The 18,260-nt window shown below is 72.1% G+C and carries 19 protein-coding genes and 1 pseudogene; 18 read left to right on the top strand and 2 right to left on the bottom strand.

The features are described from left to right. The first annotated feature begins 103 nt into the window (after positions 1 to 103). From ABT186_RS39710 to ABT186_RS39680, 7 genes are all read left to right on the top strand, one after another. Complete coding sequence (locus ABT186_RS39710) at positions 104 to 1,021, top strand: RpnC/YadD family protein (RefSeq protein WP_351222670.1); 918 nt, start codon at positions 104 to 106, stop codon at positions 1,019 to 1,021. Positions 1,022 to 1,314: 293 nt separating this feature from the next. Beyond that, positions 1,315 to 1,686, top strand: a complete 372-nt coding sequence (locus tag ABT186_RS39705; protein ID WP_351222672.1) for a holo-ACP synthase — start codon at positions 1,315 to 1,317, stop codon at positions 1,684 to 1,686. Between the two features lie 40 nt (positions 1,687 to 1,726). After that, complete coding sequence (locus ABT186_RS39700; protein ID WP_351929231.1) at positions 1,727 to 3,157, top strand: NAD(P)H-hydrate dehydratase; 1,431 nt, start codon at positions 1,727 to 1,729, stop codon at positions 3,155 to 3,157. Positions 3,158 to 3,272: 115 nt separating this feature from the next. Further along, positions 3,273 to 4,448 carry an alanine racemase gene (gene alr, locus ABT186_RS39695; RefSeq protein WP_351929229.1) on the top strand — a complete coding sequence of 392 codons (1,176 nt, stop codon included), beginning with the start codon at positions 3,273 to 3,275 and terminating at the stop codon, positions 4,446 to 4,448. A 55-nt stretch (positions 4,449 to 4,503) separates the two neighbouring features. Then, entirely contained in the window at positions 4,504 to 5,739 is a 1,236-nt protein-coding gene (locus tag ABT186_RS39690; protein WP_351222678.1) for an alpha/beta fold hydrolase, read from the top strand. After that, a complete protein-coding gene (gene tsaE / locus ABT186_RS39685) occupies positions 5,702 to 6,238 on the top strand; it encodes a tRNA (adenosine(37)-N6)-threonylcarbamoyltransferase complex ATPase subunit type 1 TsaE (protein WP_351222680.1) in 537 nt (178 codons plus the stop codon). Before ABT186_RS39690 ends, tsaE begins: the two co-directional genes overlap by 38 nt. Before the next feature lie 313 nt (positions 6,239 to 6,551). Next, on the top strand, positions 6,552 to 6,743 hold the full coding sequence (locus ABT186_RS39680) for a hypothetical protein (protein WP_351222682.1): 192 nt from the start codon (positions 6,552 to 6,554) through the stop codon (positions 6,741 to 6,743). Between the two features lie 47 nt (positions 6,744 to 6,790). On the opposite strand, the gene ABT186_RS39675 is transcribed toward ABT186_RS39680, so the two are convergent. Then, positions 6,791 to 7,345 (bottom strand): hypothetical protein, encoded by a 555-nt coding sequence (locus tag ABT186_RS39675; RefSeq protein ID WP_351222684.1) that lies wholly within the window; start codon positions 7,343 to 7,345, stop codon positions 6,791 to 6,793. 172 nt (positions 7,346 to 7,517) lie between these two features. Between ABT186_RS39675 and tsaB the strand changes: the two genes are divergently transcribed. From tsaB to ABT186_RS39630, 9 genes and pseudogenes are all read left to right on the top strand, one after another. Further along, complete coding sequence (tsaB, locus tag ABT186_RS39670; protein WP_351929227.1) at positions 7,518 to 8,171, top strand: tRNA (adenosine(37)-N6)-threonylcarbamoyltransferase complex dimerization subunit type 1 TsaB; 654 nt, start codon at positions 7,518 to 7,520, stop codon at positions 8,169 to 8,171. A gap of 38 nt (positions 8,172 to 8,209) precedes the next feature. Next, positions 8,210 to 8,707 carry a ribosomal protein S18-alanine N-acetyltransferase gene (gene rimI / locus ABT186_RS39665; protein WP_351222747.1) on the top strand — a complete coding sequence of 166 codons (498 nt, stop codon included), beginning with the start codon at positions 8,210 to 8,212 and terminating at the stop codon, positions 8,705 to 8,707. Continuing rightward, entirely contained in the window at positions 8,700 to 9,797 is a 1,098-nt protein-coding gene (tsaD, locus tag ABT186_RS39660; protein WP_351929225.1) for a tRNA (adenosine(37)-N6)-threonylcarbamoyltransferase complex transferase subunit TsaD, read from the top strand. The genes rimI and tsaD overlap by 8 nt, the downstream gene beginning before the upstream one ends. Continuing rightward, positions 9,794 to 10,051, top strand: coding sequence for a hypothetical protein (locus ABT186_RS39655; protein ID WP_351222690.1), 258 nt, complete (start codon positions 9,794 to 9,796; stop codon positions 10,049 to 10,051). Before tsaD ends, ABT186_RS39655 begins: the two co-directional genes overlap by 4 nt. Positions 10,052 to 10,171: 120 nt before the next feature. Next, entirely contained in the window at positions 10,172 to 11,233 is a 1,062-nt protein-coding gene (locus ABT186_RS39650; RefSeq protein ID WP_351222692.1) for a LacI family DNA-binding transcriptional regulator, read from the top strand. Between the two features lie 109 nt (positions 11,234 to 11,342). Further along, positions 11,343 to 11,773: pseudogene (locus ABT186_RS39645) on the top strand (endo-1,4-beta-xylanase); the annotation flags it as partial. A gap of 130 nt (positions 11,774 to 11,903) precedes the next feature. Then, the gene (locus ABT186_RS39640) at positions 11,904 to 12,953 is read left to right on the top strand and encodes an LCP family protein (protein WP_351929223.1); all 1,050 of its coding nucleotides are present in this window, start codon (positions 11,904 to 11,906) and stop codon (positions 12,951 to 12,953) included. A gap of 230 nt (positions 12,954 to 13,183) precedes the next feature. Next, positions 13,184 to 13,540 carry a YciI family protein gene (locus tag ABT186_RS39635; protein ID WP_351222696.1) on the top strand — a complete coding sequence of 119 codons (357 nt, stop codon included), beginning with the start codon at positions 13,184 to 13,186 and terminating at the stop codon, positions 13,538 to 13,540. 44 nt (positions 13,541 to 13,584) lie between these two features. Then, the gene (locus ABT186_RS39630; protein ID WP_351929221.1) at positions 13,585 to 14,883 is read left to right on the top strand and encodes an RNA polymerase sigma factor; all 1,299 of its coding nucleotides are present in this window, start codon (positions 13,585 to 13,587) and stop codon (positions 14,881 to 14,883) included. On the opposite strand, the gene ABT186_RS39625 is transcribed toward ABT186_RS39630, so the two are convergent. Beyond that, positions 14,880 to 16,106: a class I SAM-dependent methyltransferase gene (locus ABT186_RS39625; RefSeq protein WP_351222700.1), complete on the bottom strand. Its 1,227-nt coding sequence runs from the start codon at positions 16,104 to 16,106 to the stop codon at positions 14,880 to 14,882. The two genes, ABT186_RS39630 and ABT186_RS39625, sit on opposite strands and share 4 nt — an antisense overlap. Before the next feature lie 137 nt (positions 16,107 to 16,243). Between ABT186_RS39625 and ABT186_RS39620 the strand changes: the two genes are divergently transcribed. Together ABT186_RS39620 and ABT186_RS39615 are read left to right on the top strand one after the other, a co-directional pair. Then, positions 16,244 to 17,230 carry a polysaccharide deacetylase family protein gene (locus tag ABT186_RS39620; RefSeq protein WP_502973479.1) on the top strand — a complete coding sequence of 329 codons (987 nt, stop codon included), beginning with the start codon at positions 16,244 to 16,246 and terminating at the stop codon, positions 17,228 to 17,230. Continuing rightward, positions 17,227 to 18,057 (top strand): polysaccharide deacetylase family protein, encoded by an 831-nt coding sequence (locus ABT186_RS39615; RefSeq protein ID WP_351222704.1) that lies wholly within the window; start codon positions 17,227 to 17,229, stop codon positions 18,055 to 18,057. The genes ABT186_RS39620 and ABT186_RS39615 overlap by 4 nt, the downstream gene beginning before the upstream one ends. The last annotated feature ends 203 nt before the right edge of the window (positions 18,058 to 18,260 follow it).

The following is an 18,260-nucleotide window of genomic DNA, read 5'->3' as shown; positions in this document are numbered from 1 at the left end:
CTCAGACAACGTGATCGACACTGCGGAAGGCCCCGGATGCGACACCCGAAAAGAGTAGCAACTTACCCGTGTGATTTGCGGCGCACGACACTAGGTTGCGCACATGGTCACATCGGCTCACGAGGGCATGCACCGCATCTTCCAGGAGCGGCCCGAGATCCTGGCTCCCGTGTTCGGAGTGCTGGGTGTTCCGTTATCCGCAAAGGCGACCGTGGACGCCGTCACAACGGACGTGACGGAGACCCGACCGCTGGAACGGCGCGTGGACACCGTGCTGCGCATCGGCCCGTCCGACGGTGAGGACTTCCTGCTCGCCATCGAGTCGCAGTCGAAGAGAGTCCCGGGCAAGGAGGCGAGTTGGGCGTACTACGTCGCATACCTCCAGGCGAAGTACCGCCTGCCCGTGCTGCTTCTCGTGGTCTGCCAGGACGGGGCCACGGCCAAGTGGGCGGCGGGCCCCTTCGATTGCGGCACGCGCGGCTGGACGGCTCAGCGGACCTATCCACTGGTCGCAGGGCCGGACAACCTGCCGGTGATCACCGACGCCAGGACCGCGGCGAAGAACCTCCCACTGGCGGTGCTCTCCGCCCTGGCGCACGCCCGCAGCGCCGACTGCGGCGCCATACTGAAGGCAATCAGCAGCGCCCTTCAGGAACTCCAGGAAACGGACCCGGACACCGCCGGGTACTTCTTCGACTTCCTGGAAATCAATCTGGGTGACACCCCAGCCGGAAAGAAATGGAAGGAAATCATGTCGTTCGTCAGCTATTTCCCCGGCCGGGGGACGGTCCGTGAGACGGCTTACCTGGAAGGCAGGACAGAAGGCGAGGCCAAGGGGATCCTGTCCGTGCTGGAGGTGCGTGGCATTCCCGTACCGGACAGCGTGCGCGAGCGCATCACCGCCTGCACCGATCTCGACCGCATGGACGCCTGGCTGGAGCGTTCCCGCACGGTCGAGCGGGCCGAGGATCTGTTCGCCGAGGACCCGGAGGTTCCGGGGACCAGTCCTGAACATGCCTGAACTTTGGCCGACCAGGAAAACAGCCGGCAGGACACACCGTGGGAGTTGCTCGACCTCGGGCGATTTTCGCAACGGACTGGAGAATCTCAGGCAGCGCGGAGTCCTTTCCCTTGAGGACGTGGCCCGGGAGCGTGCCAAGACGGCGGAGGATGCCGAGGAGCACCCTGGGCGGTGGGCCGCCGGTTTCGCCGCGGGGGAATCGCGTGGTGCGATGTACCCGCTGCCGACCTGCCGTACGGAGCCGGGGGGAGAGGTTCACCCGGACGCCGACTCGGCGCCCGTAGGGTGCGGGCATGAGCATCATCGGAGTCGGCATCGACGTGGCCGAGATCGACCGGTTCGCGGCGTCGTTGCGGCGTACGCCGGGACTGGTCCAACGACTGTTCCTGGAGAGCGAGTTGTTGCTGCCCAGCGGGGAGCGGCGTGGTATCGCCTCGCTGGCCGTGCGGTTCGCGGCCAAGGAGGCGGTGGCCAAGGCCCTGGGGGCGCCGGGCGGGCTGCACTGGACCGATGCCGAGGTCTACGTCGAGGACAGCGGACAGCCACGGCTGCGTGTGACGGGCACCGTTGCGGCCCGCGCCGCCGAACTCGGCGTACGGTCCTGGCACGTGTCGCTCAGCCATGACGCGGGCGTGGCGTCCGCGGTGGTCGTGGCGGAGGGATAGGTCCGCCCGCAGGCGGCGCTCGTGGGGGAGACTCGACCGTATGCGTACTGCGTACAGCGTGGAGACGGTGAGGACGGCCGAGCGTTCGCTCATGGCTCGGCTCCCGGAGGGGGCGCTGATGCAGCGCGCCGCCGCCGGACTGGCCGCGGCCTGCGCGGACTTGCTCGGCCGGGTGTACGGCAGCCGGGTGGTGCTGCTGGTGGGGAGCGGGGACAACGGCGGTGACGCCCTGTACGCCGGGCTCCGGCTCGCCCGGCGGGGTGCCGGGGTCACGGCCGTACTGCTCGCTCCCGACCGTACGCACCCCGGCGGGCTCGCGGCGTTGCGCCGGGCGGGCGGGTCCGTGGCGGACCCCGGGGCGGCCGAGGAGGTGATCCGGCGCGCAGATCTCGTGGTCGACGGGATCGTCGGCATCGGTGGCAAGGGCGGGCTGCGCCCGGATGCCGCACCGCTTGCCGCGCTCGCCGAGCAGTCGCGGGCCGTCGTCGTCGCCGTCGACCTGCCGAGCGGTGTCGAGGCCGACACGGGGGAGGTGCGGGGCGCGGCCGTCCGTGCCGATCTGACGGTGACGTTCGGGACGCACAAGCCGGGGCTGTTGATCGATCCCGCACGGGAGTACGCCGGTTCCGTACGCCTCGTCGACATCGGGCTCGACCTGCCCGAAGAGGCCGATCTGGAGGCGCTGCAGCACGCGGACGTGGCGGCGTTGCTGCCGGTGCCGGGAGCCGAGAGCGACAAGTACCGGCGCGGGGTGGTCGGGATCGCCGCCGGGTCCGCCCGCTATCCCGGGGCGGCCGTGCTCGCGGTGGCGGGGGCGCTGCGGGGCGGGGCCGGGGCCGTGCGGTATGTGGGGCCCGCCGGGGACGCGGTCATCGCCCGCTTTCCGGAGACGCTGGTCTCCGACCGGGGGCCCGCGAAAGCCGGGCGGGTGCAGGCGTGGGTCGTCGGGCCCGGCGCCGGGGACGACGCGGCGACAGTCGCCGAGGTGCTGGAGGCGGACGTGCCGGTGCTCGTGGACGCGGACGGGCTGCGGCTGGCCGACCGGGACGCCGTACGTGGCCGTACGGCGCCGACGCTGATGACCCCGCACGCCGGGGAGGCCGCCGCGCTGCTCGGTGTGTCGCGCGAGGAGGTCGAGGGGGCCCGGCTCACGGCGGTACGGGAGCTGGCGGCGCGCTACGGGGCGACCGTGCTGCTCAAGGGCTCGACCACGCTGGTGGCCGACCCGGCGGGCGGCCCGGTGCGGGTGAACGCCACGGGCACGCCCTGGCTGGCCACGGCGGGCAGCGGCGACGTGCTCTCCGGCCTGTCCGGCTCGCTGCTCGCGGCCGGCCTCTCGGCTCGGGACGCGGGAAGCGTGGCGGCGTATCTGCACGGCCTCGCGGGCCGGTACGCGGCGGACGGGGCGCCCGTGGGGGCGCACGACGTGGCGGACGCGGTGCCGGAGGCGTGGCGGGACGTGCGGGGCTGAAGCCCCGGATTCTGTCTGCTCGGTGGGGGCGTTGTCCGCTGTCCGCGGGCCTGAAAGGCGGTGAGCGGCACCGGCGTCGGAGAGCCGTCGGGGCCCTCTGAGACACTGGGGCGCGATGAGTAGTTCTGAGACAGCACCTTTGCGCGCCCGCGCCGAGATCGATCTGGCGGCCCTGCGGGCGAACGTGCGCGCCCTGCGCGCCGTCGCACCGGGCGCGGCCCTGATGGCCGTGGTCAAGTCGGATGCGTACGGCCATGGCGCCGTGCCGTGCGCCCGCGCGGCCCTCGAAGCGGGCGCCGAGTGGCTCGGCACCGCCACGCCCGAGGAGGCCTTCGCGCTGCGTGAGGCCGGGCTGCAGGGGCGCGTCCTGTGCTGGCTCTGGACCCCGGGCGGACCTTGGCAGCGGGCCATCGAGGCCGATGTTGACGTGTCCGTGAGCGGCCTGTGGGCGATCAAGGAGGTGCGCGAGGCGGCGGCCGCCGCGGGCGCGCCCGCCCGTGTCCACCTCAAGGCCGACACCGGCCTGGGGCGCAACGGCTGCCAGCCCTATGACTGGCCGGAACTCGTCGACGAGGCCCTGCGCGCCCAGGCCGACGGTCTGGTCACCGTCGTCGGCCTGTGGTCGCACTTCGCCTGCGCCGACGAACCCGGCCACCCCTCCATCGAGGCCCAGCTCGGCCGCTTCCGCGAGATGGTGGCGTACGCCGAGGAACAGGGCGTACGGCCGGAGGTGCGCCACATGGCCAACTCGCCCGCCACCCTGACCCTGTCCGAGGCCCACTTCGACCTCGTCCGCACGGGGATCGCGGTCTACGGCCTCTCGCCCAGCCCGGAGGTCGGCACCCCCGCCGACCTCGGACTGCGCCCGGTGATGACGCTGAAGGCCTCCCTCGCCCTGGTGAAGCAGGTCCCCGGCGGCCACGGCGTCAGCTACGGGCATCTGTACACCACCCCCGGCACCACCACGCTCGGCCTGGTCCCCGTCGGCTACGCGGACGGCATCCCGCGTCACGCCTCCGGCGCCGGACCGGTCCTGGTCGACGGCAAGCTGCGCACGGTCGCGGGCCGGATCGCCATGGACCAGTTCGTGGTGGACCTGGGCGGCGACGAGCCCCCGCCCGGCACCGAGGCGGTCCTCTTCGGCCCCGGCGACCGCGGCGAGCCCACCGCCGAGGACTGGGCGCAGGCGGCCGGGACCATCGCTTACGAAATCGTGACCCGGATCGGAACCCGAGTGCCCCGCGTGTACGTGAATGTGAGTACCGAACGGGCGGGTAACCCACAGGGGTGAACCTGGGCGGGAGACAGGGCAGGACAAGCAGAGCCCCGGCAAGGAGGAGCGGGACGTGAGCGAGAGCAGCGCCGAGGCCGTGGAGGCCGTTGCGGGCGCGACCGCCTCTGCCGCCGGGAACTGGCGTATCGCCGGTATCGCCGGCGCCGCGATAGGCGTGGTCGCGGCGGGCGCCGCCGCAGGTGTCGCCATAGAGCGGATGACGGTCGGCCGCGGCATGCGCCGCAAGGCCCGGCTCGCCCTCGACTCGACGGGCCCGTACGGCGCCCTGCGCGGCACCCCCGGCAAGGCGTACGCCGACGACGGCACCGAGCTGTACTACGAGGTCGACGACGTGGAGCCCGAGGGCGGCCCCGCACCGCGCCGCCGCCGGCTCTTCGGCCGCAAGGCCCCGGCCCCGGTCACCGTGGTCTTCAGCCACGGCTACTGCCTCAACCAGGACTCCTGGCACTTCCAGCGGGCCGCACTGCGCGGCGTCGTACGCACCGTGCACTGGGACCAGCGCAGCCACGGCCGCTCCGCGCGCGGAATCGCCCAGGCCGATGGCACGCCCGTCTCCATCGACCAGCTGGGGCGCGACCTCAAGGCCGTGATAGACGCGGCGGTGCCGCGGGGGCCGATCGTGCTCGTCGGCCACTCCATGGGCGGCATGACGGTCATGGCGCTCGCCGACCAGTTCCCCGAACTGATCCTCGAACGGGTCGTCGGTGTCGCCCTTGTCGGCACCTCGTCCGGGCGGCTCGGCGAGGTCAGCTTCGGGCTGCCCGTCGCGGGCGTCAACGCCGTGCGGCGCGTCCTCCCCGGCGTGCTGAAGGCACTGGGACAGCAGGCCGCGCTGGTGGAGAAGGGGCGCAGGGCCACCGCCGACCTGTTCGCCGGAATCATCAAGCGGTACTCGTTCGCGTCCCGGGACGTCGACCCGGCCGTCGTCCGGTTCGCCGAGCGGATGATCGAGGGCACGCCGATCGACGTGGTCGCCGAGTTCTACCCGGCGTTCACCGAGCACGACAAGACGCAGGCGCTGGCCCGCTTCGCCGAGCTTCCGGTGCTCGTGCTGGCCGGGGTCCAGGATCTGATCACCCCCAGCGAGCACAGCGAGGTGATCGCCGATCTGCTGCCGGACGCCGAACTGGTGCTCGTGCCGGACGCCGGGCATCTGGTGATGCTGGAGCACCCCGAGGTCGTCATAGACCGCCTCGCGGACCTCCTCATGCGCTCGGGGGCGGTCCCGGCAGGGGCTACCGTGGGTGGCTATGGAAGCACCAGCGCCAGCACCGCACAGCCCGGCTGAGGCCCCGATGCAGAACGTCACCACCGAGTTCACCGTCACCTCCCCCGAACAGATGCGGGAGCTGGGGCGCCGCCTGGCCAAGCTGCTGCGCGCCGGCGACCTCGTGCTGCTGAACGGTGAGCTGGGCGCGGGCAAGACCACGCTGACCCGCGGGCTCGGCGAGGGACTCGGGGTGCGGGGTGCGGTCACCTCGCCGACGTTCGTGATCGCACGTGTGCACCCGTCCCTCGGGGACGGCCCCCCGCTGGTCCATGTGGATGCCTACCGCCTGGGGGGCGGGCTCGACGAGATGGAGGACCTCGACCTCGACGTCTCGCTGCCGGAGTCCGTCGTGGTCGTGGAGTGGGGCGAGGGCAAGGTCGAGGACCTGACGGACGACCGGCTGCATGTGGTCATCCACCGGGCGGTCGGGGACACGACCGACGAGGTCCGGCATGTCACGTTCACGGGGGTCGGCCGGCGCTGGGCGACCGTGGACCTGGGTGTGCTGTCGGCCTGAGTGACGGCCGGGGGGCCGCGCCCTCGAAGGGGCGCGGTGCTGTGAACATCATGCGGCTCCGCCGCGTGGGCGCGACCAGCCACAGACGTCCGGCACGGACACGACCGCAGAGGACCTACGGCGCTGATCCCCCTGGGGTTCGGGGCGGAGCCCCGTGACGGCGCCCTATCCGAGCGCACCCGCTCGGCCGAACGTTCCCGACAAGTCGTCGGCAAAATGTTGCGCCGCAGGTACCGGGCGTGGTCACATGGATATCAGGTCCGTGGTTAGGTCTACCTAACCACGCCCGCCCCCGCGACTCCAGGAGGCGTCCATGCCGGCTACGGAACGAGACGAGGCGCTGCCGCGCGTGGCGGCCGGAGCGGCCGGGGCGGCCGGAGTGTCGATGCGGGATCTGCTGGCGTCGTGCGCCGCGGCGAAGGAGATCTCCACACCGCCGCGGGACCCCGCGCCCGAGGCACCCCGGGCGACGCCCGCGCCCCAGGAGCACCGCAGGGCCGCATAGTGCCCGCGCCCCGCAGTACGAGCACGGTCCCGGCCGGTTGCTGATGCCTACTTGATGACGATGACCTTCTGGCCGGTCGTCGCGAACTCCCACAGCGCCGTGCCGTCCTGACGGGACTCGCGGATCCCGCCCAGCTTCTTCGAGGCGTCGGGTGTGTGCGTCGAGCCGTCCAGCGCCGCGCTGAAGCCGATCACCACGCCCTCGCTGGTCGCGAACCGCACGATGTGCTCGACCGGCGTCCCGTCCGAACCGGTACCGGCGGCGGTCCGGGAGGTCACCCCGTAGGTGCCCGGCAGCGGGTCCACCGTCCCCGGCGTGACCTTGAAGGTGCGCTGGACCTTGTTGTCGGCGCCGACCAGCCACACCCGGTCGTCGTCGAGCGAGTACACGACCCGCTCGCCGCTGCCGGAGCCGCCCGGCAGCGCCGCCGGGTTCTTCTTGTCCCGCGGCGACTTGGACGCAGTCACCGACGGCGACTTCTTCACCTGCGGCTTGCCCAGTGTGTCGGGCACGTGCGCCGACGCCTGGAAGGCGAGGAATCCGACCACGGCGATGGCCGCCACGGTGAGCCCGGCCACGAATCCCGAGCTGCTCCTAGCCACCCTTGCCCACCTCTCGCCCCCGCGCGGGGAAGAACTAGCCGCCGTATCCGTCTCGTACGACTTGCCGATTCGTTCACTGATTCCGTCGTACGCCTTTGCTGTGACGGTAGCAGCAGGCATGGGCCGCTCCGGGGCGGCCGTGCGCCGGGCGCGGGCGCCGTAGGCTGTTTGCGTGCTCTTGCTCGCTCTGGATACCGCCACACCCGCCGTCACCGTCGCCCTGCACGACGGCACGAGCGTCGTCGCCTCCTCGTGCCAGGTCGACGCGCGCCGGCACGGGGAACTCCTGCTGCCCGCCGTCGACCGGATCCTCGCCGAGGCGGGCACGCGGCTCGACGCCGTCACCGCCATCGTCGTGGGGGTGGGCCCCGGCCCTTACACCGGACTGCGCGTCGGCCTGATGACCGCCGACACGTTCGGCCTCGCGCTCGGCGTGCCCGTACACGGCCTGTGCACCCTCGACGGCCTCGCCTACGCCTCCGACCTCAAGACCCCGTTCGTCGTGGCGACGGACGCGCGGCGCAAGGAGGTCTACTGGGCGCGGTACGACGACTCCCGTACGCGCGTCACCGACCCCGCCGTGGACCGGCCGGCCGACATCACGGACAAGGTCGCGGGTCTGCCCGCCGTCGGCGCGGGCGCGCTGCTGTATCCGGACACCTTCCCCCAGGCCCGGGAGCCCGAGCACGTCTCCGCGGCGGCCCTCGCGTCCCTGGCGGTGGAGAAGCTGGCGGCGGGTGAGGAACTGCCCGCTCCGCGTCCGCTGTACCTGCGCCGCCCGGACGCGCAGGTGCCCAAGAACTACAAGGTGGTCACCCCCAAGTGACCGCTCCCGTGACGCCCGTGACGCCTGTACTGCGCGAGATGCGCTGGTGGGACATCGATCCCGTACTGGAGCTGGAGAAGGACCTCTTCCCCGAGGACGCCTGGTCGCGGGGCATGTTCTGGTCCGAGCTGGCGCACTCCCGGGGCCCGGAGGCGACCCGGCGGTACGTCGTGGCCTTCGAGGGCGAGCGGATCGTCGGCTACGCGGGGCTGGCCGCCCAGGGCGATCTCGGCGACATCCAGACCATCGCCGTCGCCCGTGACCACTGGGGCACCGGGCTCGGCGGGCGCCTGCTGACCGAGCTGCTACGGGCCGCGACCGCGTTCGAGTGCGCCGAGGTGATGCTCGAATGCCGGGTCGACAACGTGCGCGCGCAGCGGCTCTACGAGCGCTACGGCTTCGAGCCCATCGGGTTCAGACGCGGCTACTACCAGCCGGGGAACGTGGACGCCCTGGTGATGCGCCTGACCATCGCGCCCGGCAGCGGCTCCGCTGCGGGCTCCACCTCAGCACAAGGAACCGAGATCAATGGCTGACGAACCCCTGGTCCTGGGGATCGAGACCTCCTGCGACGAGACCGGAGTCGGCATCGTCCGCGGCTCCACCCTCCTCGCGGACGCCGTCGCGTCCAGTGTCGACGAGCACGCCCGCTTCGGCGGGGTCGTCCCTGAGGTCGCGAGTCGCGCCCACCTCGAAGCGATGGTGCCCACCATCGACCGCGCGCTGAAGGAAGCGGGGGTGAGCGCGAGGGACCTGGACGGCATCGCGGTCACCGCCGGGCCCGGTCTGGCCGGGGCCCTGCTGGTCGGGGTGTCGGCGGCGAAGGCGTACGCGTATGCGCTGGGCAAGCCGCTGTACGGCGTCAACCACCTCGCCTCCCACATCTGCGTGGACCAGCTGGAGCACGGCGCGCTGCCGGAGCCGACCATGGCGCTGCTGGTCAGCGGCGGGCATTCCTCGCTGCTGCTCTCCACGGACATCACCTCGGACGTACGGCCGATGGGCTCGACCATCGACGACGCGGCGGGTGAGGCCTTCGACAAGATCGCACGCGTGCTGAATCTCGGCTTCCCGGGCGGCCCGGTGATCGACCGGTACGCCAGGGAGGGCGACCCGGAGGCGATCGCGTTCCCGCGCGGTCTGACCGGGCCGCGCGACCCCGCCTACGACTTCTCCTTCTCCGGCCTGAAGACCGCCGTGGCCCGCTGGATCGAGGCGAAGCGGGCGGCGGGGGAGGAGGTGCCGGTGCGCGACGTGGCGGCCTCCTTCCAGGAGGCGGTGGTGGACGTGCTGACCCGCAAGGCCGTACGGGCCTGCAAGGACGAGGGCGTCGACCATCTGATGATCGGCGGCGGCGTGGCGGCCAACTCACGGCTGCGTGTCCTGGCCCAGGAGCGCTGCGAGGCGGCCGGGATCCGGCTGCGGGTGCCCCGACCCAAGCTGTGCACGGACAACGGCGCGATGGTCGCGGCGCTGGGCGCCGAGATGGTGGCCCGGGGGCGGGCCGCGTCGGACTGGGACCTGTCGGCGGACTCGTCGCTGCCGGTGACGGACCCGCATGTGCCGGGCAACGCCCACTCCCACGATCACGTGCACGAGGTCGGCAAGGAGAACCTGTACTCGTGACGGTCGCGCTGATGTGGGAGGCCCGGGCGGCCGCCGGACGGGGCGAGGACCTGCTCTCCTGGGCACGGGCCCAGGAACTGACACCCCCGCCCCTGCGCCGCGAGACGTTCCGGGCGCCCCAGGACCGCGTCCTCGTGATCACCTGGTGGGACGCGGACTACGCCGCCGGCCTGCCCGAACTTCCGGAGCCGGACGGGGAGTTGGTCACACGGGCCGTGCACCGCTGGCGGTTCGAGTCGGTGGCGACGGACTGACCGGGCGGCAGCACAGCGGATTCGAAGTCCAGTGCCGCACACCGCGCAACACCCCAACTCCCCGAATCCACCGAATGTTTCGGGTGGTGCGGCGAATTTTCCAGGCATACGATCCCGCCCATGACAGCCGCGAAGCCCGCCGGAACGAATACGACCTCACAGCCGCCGGCGCGGTCGGCGGGGACCGCCACGCTCGCCGAGATCGCCCGCGAGGCGGGGGTGTCGGCGCCCACCGTGTCCAAGGTGCTCAACGGCCGTGCCGATGTCGCCCCGGCGACCCGCGCCCGCGTCGAGGAGTTGCTGCGCGCCTACGGCTACCGCCGCCGCCGGGCCGAGGCCACCCGCTCGCCCCTGATCGACCTGGTCTTCCACGAGCTGGAGAGCGCCTGGGCGATGGAGGTCATCCGGGGCGTGGAGAAGGTGGCGCGGGACGAGGGCCTGAGCGTCGTGCTCTCCGAGAGCGCGGGACGACTCACCCCCGGCCGGACCTGGGCCGACCAGGTCGCCGCCCGCCGCCCGCACGGCGTGATCCTCGTTCTGTCGGGTCTCGACGAGTCCCAGCGCGCACTGCTGACCAGCAGATCCATCCCGTTCGTGGTGCTGGATCCGGCCGGCGACCCGGGCGACGACGTACCGTCGATCGGCGCCACCAACTGGCAGGGCGGCCTTGCCGCGACCCGGCACCTCGTCGAGCTGGGACATGTGCGCATCGGCGCCATCAGCGGGCCCTCGCGGATGATGTGCAGCCGCGCCCGGGTGGACGGCTACCGGGCGGCGCTGGAGACTGCGGGGCTGCCGGTGGATCCGGAGCTGATCAGGGCCGGGAACTTCCACCATGAGGCCGGCTACCGGCTGGGACTGGAACTGCTGCGCCGCCCGGACCGGCCGACGGCCGTTTTCACCGGCAACGACCTGCAGGCCCTCGGGCTGTACGAGGCGGCCCGCGAGCTGGGGCTGCGCGTTCCGGAGGACCTGAGCGTGGTCGGGTTCGACGATCTGCCGGTGGCGCGGTGGGTGGGGCCGCCGCTGACGACCGTACGGCAGCCGCTGATGGAGATGGCGGAGGCGGCGGCGAAGCTGGTGCTCGACCTGAGGCGCGAGGACGGGGCCCCGGGGGCGACCCGGGTGGAGCTGGCGACGAGCCTGGTGGTGCGGAGCAGCACGGCCGCGCCTCCGTCGTGACCCCTGTGCTCGGCGTGGCGCAATTGACGTGTTGACGGGCGGGGCATGCCGCTCCACACTCCACCGAAGTCAATCGGTTGCACGACCGAAACTTTCGGAGGCACCCGCAATGAGAACCTCCAGATCATCCTTACGAGCGCGTCTCACCGCCCTCCTCTCCGGCGTCGCGGCCGTCGGCGCCCTGCTCGCCGCAGGCACGACCACCGCCCACGCCGCCGACACGCCCCTGCGCGATCTCGCCGCCGCGAAGGGCAAGGTCATCGGGACCGCGGTCACCGGCTCCAAGCTCACCGGCACCTACGGAGACATCGCGGGCGGCCAGTTCAGCTCGCTCACCCCCGGCAACGCCATGAAATGGGGCTCGGTCGAGCCCACCCGGGGCACGTACAACTGGGCCGAGGCCGACCAGATCGTCGCCTTCGCAGGGGCCCACAACCAGCAGGTGCGCGGCCACACCCTCGTCTGGCACAGCCAGAACCCGGGCTGGCTGACGAACGGCACCTGGACCCCGCCCAGCTGAGCAGCCTGCTCCAGGACCACGGAGGCAATCCGGTGCCCACGGTGACGCTGGGCTGAGGCGGGCCTGAGAATCGTGAGGTTTTCCGAAGAAAACCGTCTCGCGTCTCTTCTCCTAACAGTCCCCTAATAATTCGGACTTACGTTCCTCCCCGTGACCGGACACGACGAGAACGGCGACGAGGGAAGACGGACGGGCCGGCGGTCGAGGGTGCTGAAGGCCGCCGGTCTCACCCTGGCGGGAGCCCTGGTGCTGGCCATCGCGGCCGCGGGCTGGGCGTACTGGCACCTCAACGACAACATCAAGAGCGTCGACATCAACAACGCGCTCGGCGACGACCGCCCGGCGAAGGCGGTGACCACACCGTCGGCCTCGGCCTCCGCGTCCCCGCTGCCGACCGAGGCCCTGAACATCCTGGTCCTGGGCTCGGACTCGCGCAGCGGCAAGGAGAACCAGGAACTCGGCGGGGGCGACAGTTCCGGCGCCCGCTCCGACACGGCGATGGTGGTGCACATCGATGCGGGCCGCACCAGGGCGACGGTGGTGAGCATCCCGCGCGACACACTGGTCACCCGGCCGTCCTGCCCGCTGTCGTCCGGCGGTTCGACGGCGGTGGCGTACGGCGCGATGTTCAACAGCGCGTACGAGGTGGGCGGCCCGGTCTGCGCGGTCAAGACGGTCGAGTCCATCACGGACGTCCGCATGGACCACTATCTGGAGATCGACTTCTCCGGCTTCGCGAAGCTGGTGGACGCGCTCGGCGGCGTCACGGTCACCACGGACCAGGACATCGACGACGACTACAGCCATCTGCACCTCAAGGCGGGCACCCACCGCCTGAACGGCACGCAGGCCCTGGCCCTGGCCCGCACGCACCACGGCATAGGCGACGGCAGCGACCTGGGCCGTATAGGCCTCCAGCAGAAGCTGGTGAAGGCGCTGCTGGAACAGATGGCCTCGACGAACCTGCTGACCGACCCCACGAAGCTGTACCGGGTCGCGGACGCGATCACGGGCAGCCTGACCACGGACACGGGCCTGGACTCGCTGCCGGAACTGATGCGCCTGGGCGAGAGCCTGAAGGGCCTCACGTCGAGCCATGTGAAGACGGTGATGATGCCGGTGGTGACGGCCCCCTCCGACCCCAACCGGGTGGTGGCGCAGGAACCGGCGGCGACCGAGCTGTGGAAGTCGCTGCGCTGAAGCCGGGGCGACGGCCGCACCCTTGCGGCCACGGGTGGCATACCCGGCAGCCCGGCCCAGCTGAGCGAGCAGAGCGACCGCCGATCCTGCGTACCCCATCTGACCTGCGTAAACGGCCCCGGGACAAATTCTCGAAGAAATTTCCCGGGCCGTGTCGATCCGCGGTGCCCTCGTTCGACGCATGGGTGAGAGGCCGGGAAGAGCCCGGCCGCCGCACCCGAGGAGTCACCATGCCGCGTTATCTGTCGCTCGTGCGTATCGACGAGACCACCATGCCCCCGGAGGGCCCCAGCCCCGAGCTGATGGAGCGGATGGGGGAGCTGATCGAGGAGGTCACCAAGGCCGGGGTGATGCTCGACACCGCCGGGCTCACGCCGTCCGCGCAGGGCACCGCGGTGCGCTGGGAGGGCGGGCAGATCTCCGTCACGGACGGGCCGTTCACCGAGTCCAAGGAGGTCGTCGGCGGCTACGCGATCATGCAGTGCAAGGACCAGGCCGAGGCGATCGAATGGACCAAGCGGTTCCTGAAGGTGCACGAGGAGTACTGGACGGTGACCTGTGAGGTGCGGGAGATCGCCGAGGGGTGAGAGCTCCTTGGCGCTCGTCCGCCGGGGGTGTTGAGTGGTGGGTTGTGGAACAGCAGCCCACCGCAGTCCCTGCCTCCGGCGACCCGGCCGGTGCCATCGAGACCGTATTCCGGATCGAGTCCCCGCGCGTCATCGCCGGCGTCGCCCGGATCGTCCGGGACGTCGGGATCGCCGAGGAACTGGCACAGGACGCGCTGGTCGCCGCGCTGGAGCAGTGGCCCCGGGACGGTGTGCCCGGCAATCCCGGCGCCTGGCTGATGGCCACCGCCAAGCACCGGGCGATCGACCTCGTACGCCGCCGGGAGCGGTATGCGCGCAAGCTGGCGGAGGTCGGGCGGGACCTTGAGGCGGCGCCGTATCACGTCGACGATCCGGCCGACCCCGACGACATCGACGACGACCTGCTGCGGCTCGTCTTCACCGCCTGCCATCCCGTTCTGTCCGCCGAGTCCCGCATCGCGCTCACCCTGCGCCTGCTCGGCGGTCTGACCACGGTCGAGATCGCCCGCGCCTACCTCGTGCCGGAGGCCACCGTGGCCCAGCGCATCGTGCGGGCGAAACGGACCCTGGCGTCGAAGGGTGTCGCCTTCGAGGTGCCGTACGGGCCCGGGCGCGAGGCCCGGCTCGGGTCCGTGCTCGAGGTCATCTACCTGATCTTCAACGAGGGGTACGCGGCCACCCACGGTGACGACCTGCTGCGGCCCGCCCTGTGCGAGGACGCGCTCCGGTTGGCCCGTGTGCTGGCCGAGTTGATGCCCAAGGAGCCCGAAGTGCACGGGCTGGCCTCGCTGCTGGAGTTCCAGGCGTCCCGGACGGCCGCCCGCACCGGCCCGAAGGGCGAGCCCGTCCTGCTCAGGGACCAGAACCGGGCGCGCTGGAACCGTATGCTCATCGCCCGCGGCATCACCGCCCTGGGCCGCGCCGACGCGGTCTCCACAGGGGCCCCGGGCCCGTACGCCCTCCAGGCCGCGATCGCCGCCTGCCACGCGCACGCGCACACGTACGAAGAGACGGACTGGGCGCGCATCGCGGCCCTGTACGGTCTGCTCGCCGCCCGTTCGCCGTCGCCCGTCGAGTTGAACCGTGCGGTCGCCGTCTCGATGGCCGAGGGCCCCGGCCCGGCCCTGGAGATCGTCGACCGTCTCGCCGCCGAACCCGCCCTGCGCGACTACCACCTGCTGCCGAGCGTCCGCGGAGACCTGCTGGCCCGCCTGGGCCGCATGGCCGAGGCCCGCACCGAGTTCGAGCGCGCCGCCCGTCTCGCCCGCAACGAACGGGAGCGGGAACTGCTGGAGGCGCGTGCGGAGGAATGCCGCCGGCCAGGGGGAGGGGATCCCGCTTAGGCAGGGTGTCCCAGCAACATCGTCGGCGCCCCCGCCACCCGTGTCAGGAACACGGTCACCGCGTTCGGCCCGTGCGGCTTGGGCAGGACCTTGCGGCGCAGTTCCTCCGGCTCGACCGCCGAGCCGCGCTTCTTCACGGTCAGGATCCCGACCTCCCGCTCCCGCAGGAGCGCCTTCAGCTTCTTCACGTTGAAGGGGAGCCGGTCGGTGATCTCGTACCCGGTGGCGTACGGGGAGTCGTGGCGCTCGTCCGCCGTCACATAGGCGATCGTCTCGTCGATCAGCCCGCCGTCGATCTCCTCGGCCACCTCGGCCACCAGATGCGCCCGGATGACGGCGCCGTCGGGCTCGTAGAGGTAGCGGCCGAGCGGACGCACCGGCGGATCCGGCAGACCGCGGCCGCGCAGTGCGCGCGGGCCCGGCAGCAGGGTGGCCCGGACGAGTCCCGGTTCCGTGCCGAACCACAGCACGGCCTCCTTCACATCACCGCCGTCCGAGATCCACTCGGCCTCGGCCCCGGCGGGCACCGCCTCGTGCGGGATACCCGGCGCGACCTTCAGGGCGGCGCGCGGGGCCGTGAGGGCCGTGGCCACGGCCCAGGACAGCGGGGGAGAGTACGCCTCCGGGTCGAAGATCCGCCCGCCCGTCGCCCGGCCACCGCCCCTCATCGAGGAACTTCGCGCGGCCCCTCCTGGTCTGCCGCCGCGTCGTGCCGGATCGACGAACACGGCGTCGTACGAGGACACGTCCACCTCCGTGACATCGGCCTCGCGCACCTCGATCAGCGCGGACAGGCCCAGCGCGTCGGCGTTGGCCCGGGCCGCCGCGGCCGTCAGCGGGTCGCGGTCCACGGCCAGGACCCGGACGCCGGCCCGCGCGAGGGCGATCGCGTCCCCGCCGATGCCGCAGCACAGGTCGGCGACGGAGGTCACGCCGAGGCCGCGCAGCCGTTCGGCGCGGTAGGTGGCGACCGTGGTCCTGGTTGACTGCTCGACGCCGTTGGGTGTGAAGAACATCCGCTGGGCGTCCTCGTCCCCGAACTTCGCCGCCGCCCGCTCGCGCAGCCGCGCCTGTGCGAGGGCCGCCGAGACCAGTTCGGCGGGGTGCTCGCGGCGCAGCCGGGTGGCGACGGCCAGTTCCTGTGCCGGAGCGGTGCCGCGCACCTCGTCGAGAAGGGCGTGGCCCTCGGGGGTGAGCAGGGAGTCGAAGGAGAGGTCGTTCACCCGGTCATTGTCGGCCAGGAGGTGGAGGGCGTGTCCGCCGGTCGGTGGACGTCGTGGTCGGCCGGTCGGTGGATGGCGGGCGTCCGGTCGCGGTGTCGTCCCGCCGCGACCGACGGCGGCTGGAAGGATCCGGCGTCATGGGACTCGTACGACAAGATGACAAAAAGCGTGCTAAGTGCCCCAAGGGGCCCGTGCTCCGCTCACGGGGCCCTGTACAGCGTCTCCGGCCCGCCGGACCGACGGCCATGGCCCGTGCCGCCCTCGCCGTCCTGGCCGTTGCCGCCCTGGCGTCCGGTTGTGCCGACGCCGACCCCGAGGCGCACCACGGGGCGCACCATGGCAAGCAGCCCCTGAATGCGCCGCCCGCGCGCGCCCTCGACGAGTACGCCAAGAAGTTGCGCGCCGCGTACGCCCAGCGCTGGGCGGCGGCCAAGCGCTGGGGACTGCCCAAGGTGCCACTGGCCGCGCCTCCGCCCCCCGCGAGGAAGCCGGTGATCACCTTCCGCAAGGGCTTCGACGTCCAGGACGGCGACGACCTGCCCCCGGTCTTCACGACCATCCCCACCACGAACAAGGTCGTCTTCCTCACCATCGACGACGGCGCCGAGAAGGACCCGGCGTTCCTGCGGATGATGAGCGACCTGAAGATCCCGTACACCGCGTTCCTCAGCAACTACCTGGTCAAGGACGACTACGGGTACTTCCGGAAGATGCGCGACCTCGGCGTCACGCTCAACAACCACACGCTCCGCCACCGCTACATGCCCGGCCTGTCGTACGAGGAGCAGCGGCAGGAGATCTGCGGCATGCAGGACGTGATGGAGCGGCAGTTCGGCGGGCGCCCCACGGTCTTCCGGCCGCCGTACGGCAACTACAACCGGGACACCCTGCGCGCCGCCAAGTCCTGCGGCATCAAGTACGCGCCGATCTGGGACGAGGAGGTCTACGTCGACCACTGGGAGTACCGAGAGGACGACCGCAGACTGCACCCCGGCGACATCGTCCTGACCCACTTCCGTGGCAGGTCGGACTGGAACGGCACGATGCCCGACACGATGCGCCGCTTCCTGAAGAAGGTCACCGACGAGGGGTACGCGGTGGCGCGCCTGGAGGACTACCTGTGAGGGCGTGGCGGCAGGCGCGGGCGCTGCTGGCAGGGTCGCTCGCCGCCGCACTCCTGGCCGGAGCGGCCGGCTGTGCCCAGTCCGTCGGCCCCATCGAACGGCTGGGCAGGAAGGCGGCGCAGAAGGTACACAGATCGCACCGGCCCGGCGACCGGGCCTACCGCCGCTGGGGGCTCGCCGCCCCGCTCGCGCCCGCGCCCCGGCCGGCGCGTCCCCTGCTCCAGGGCGCGGGCCCGGCCGATGCGGGTCTGCCGCCGGTCCTGGACCGGGTCCCCACCCGCGACAAGGTCGTCTTCCTGACGTACGACGAGGGCGCCGAGGAGGACCCTCGGTTCGTCGACATGGTCCGTGAACTGCGGCTGCCGGTCAGCGTGTTCCTCACGGACAGTGCCGTCGGGCGGGGGTACACCCGGGTGGCGCGGCTGCGGGCGGCCGGTGCGGGCATCCAGAACCACAGCCTCGGCCGCGCCCCGCTGCGCGGCCGCCCGTACGAGGAACAGCGCGCCGCGATCTGCGGCCAGCGGGACCGCCTGAGATCCCGCCTGGGCCGTCCGCCCCGGCTGCTCCGCCCGCCGTACGGCAGATACGACCGCACGACGCTCCGGGCGGCGGCGGACTGCGGCATCACGGCGCTGGTTCTGTGGCGCCCGACACCGGGCATGGCTCCCGACCCGTACGAGTGGGGCACGACCCCCCGCCCCGGCGACATCATCCTGCCCCACGAGCCGGGCCGTTCCCCCATGTCCCTGACGGTGGAGACGACCCGCCTTCTGCGCCGCGTCCAGGCGATGGGATTCACGGTGGGCCGCCTGGAGGACTATCTGTAGGCCGGCCACCTGGTCGTCGTCCCACGGCACTTCGACAGCCCTGTCCGGGTACAACCAGCCCCTCATGGGGTCCCCCTGCTCGAGCGAGGCCGAGAGCTTGGGGGAGCCTGGGGAGATTGAGGACGAGGCCGTTCCGGCCGATAAGGGGTCTGGGGCGCAGCCCCAGGACGTTCACCCCACCGCCGGGTGGCAAACGAACCCGG

This window comes from Streptomyces sp. NPDC001634 (assembly GCF_040298185.1).
Lineage (GTDB): Bacteria > Actinomycetota > Actinomycetes > Streptomycetales > Streptomycetaceae > Streptomyces.
Note: the sequence above shows the minus strand (reverse complement) of the source record. Positions and strands in the feature narration are given on the sequence as shown.

Coding starts and splice junctions, on each gene's coding strand:
- ABT186_RS39620 (WP_502973479.1), top strand. CDS start 16,244: ATGGGACTCGTACGACAAGATGACAAAAAGCGTGCTAAGTGCCCCAAG.
- ABT186_RS39680 (WP_351222682.1), top strand. CDS start 6,552: ATGCCGGCTACGGAACGAGACGAGGCGCTGCCGCGCGTGGCGGCCGGA.
- rimI (WP_351222747.1), top strand. CDS start 8,210: ATGCGCTGGTGGGACATCGATCCCGTACTGGAGCTGGAGAAGGACCTC.
- ABT186_RS39705 (WP_351222672.1), top strand. CDS start 1,315: ATGAGCATCATCGGAGTCGGCATCGACGTGGCCGAGATCGACCGGTTC.
- tsaE (WP_351222680.1), top strand. CDS start 5,702: ATGGAAGCACCAGCGCCAGCACCGCACAGCCCGGCTGAGGCCCCGATG.
- ABT186_RS39635 (WP_351222696.1), top strand. CDS start 13,184: ATGCCGCGTTATCTGTCGCTCGTGCGTATCGACGAGACCACCATGCCC.
- alr (WP_351929229.1), top strand. CDS start 3,273: ATGAGTAGTTCTGAGACAGCACCTTTGCGCGCCCGCGCCGAGATCGAT.
- ABT186_RS39710 (WP_351222670.1), top strand. CDS start 104: ATGGTCACATCGGCTCACGAGGGCATGCACCGCATCTTCCAGGAGCGG.
- tsaD (WP_351929225.1), top strand. CDS start 8,700: ATGGCTGACGAACCCCTGGTCCTGGGGATCGAGACCTCCTGCGACGAG.
- ABT186_RS39650 (WP_351222692.1), top strand. CDS start 10,172: ATGACAGCCGCGAAGCCCGCCGGAACGAATACGACCTCACAGCCGCCG.
- ABT186_RS39700 (WP_351929231.1), top strand. CDS start 1,727: ATGCGTACTGCGTACAGCGTGGAGACGGTGAGGACGGCCGAGCGTTCG.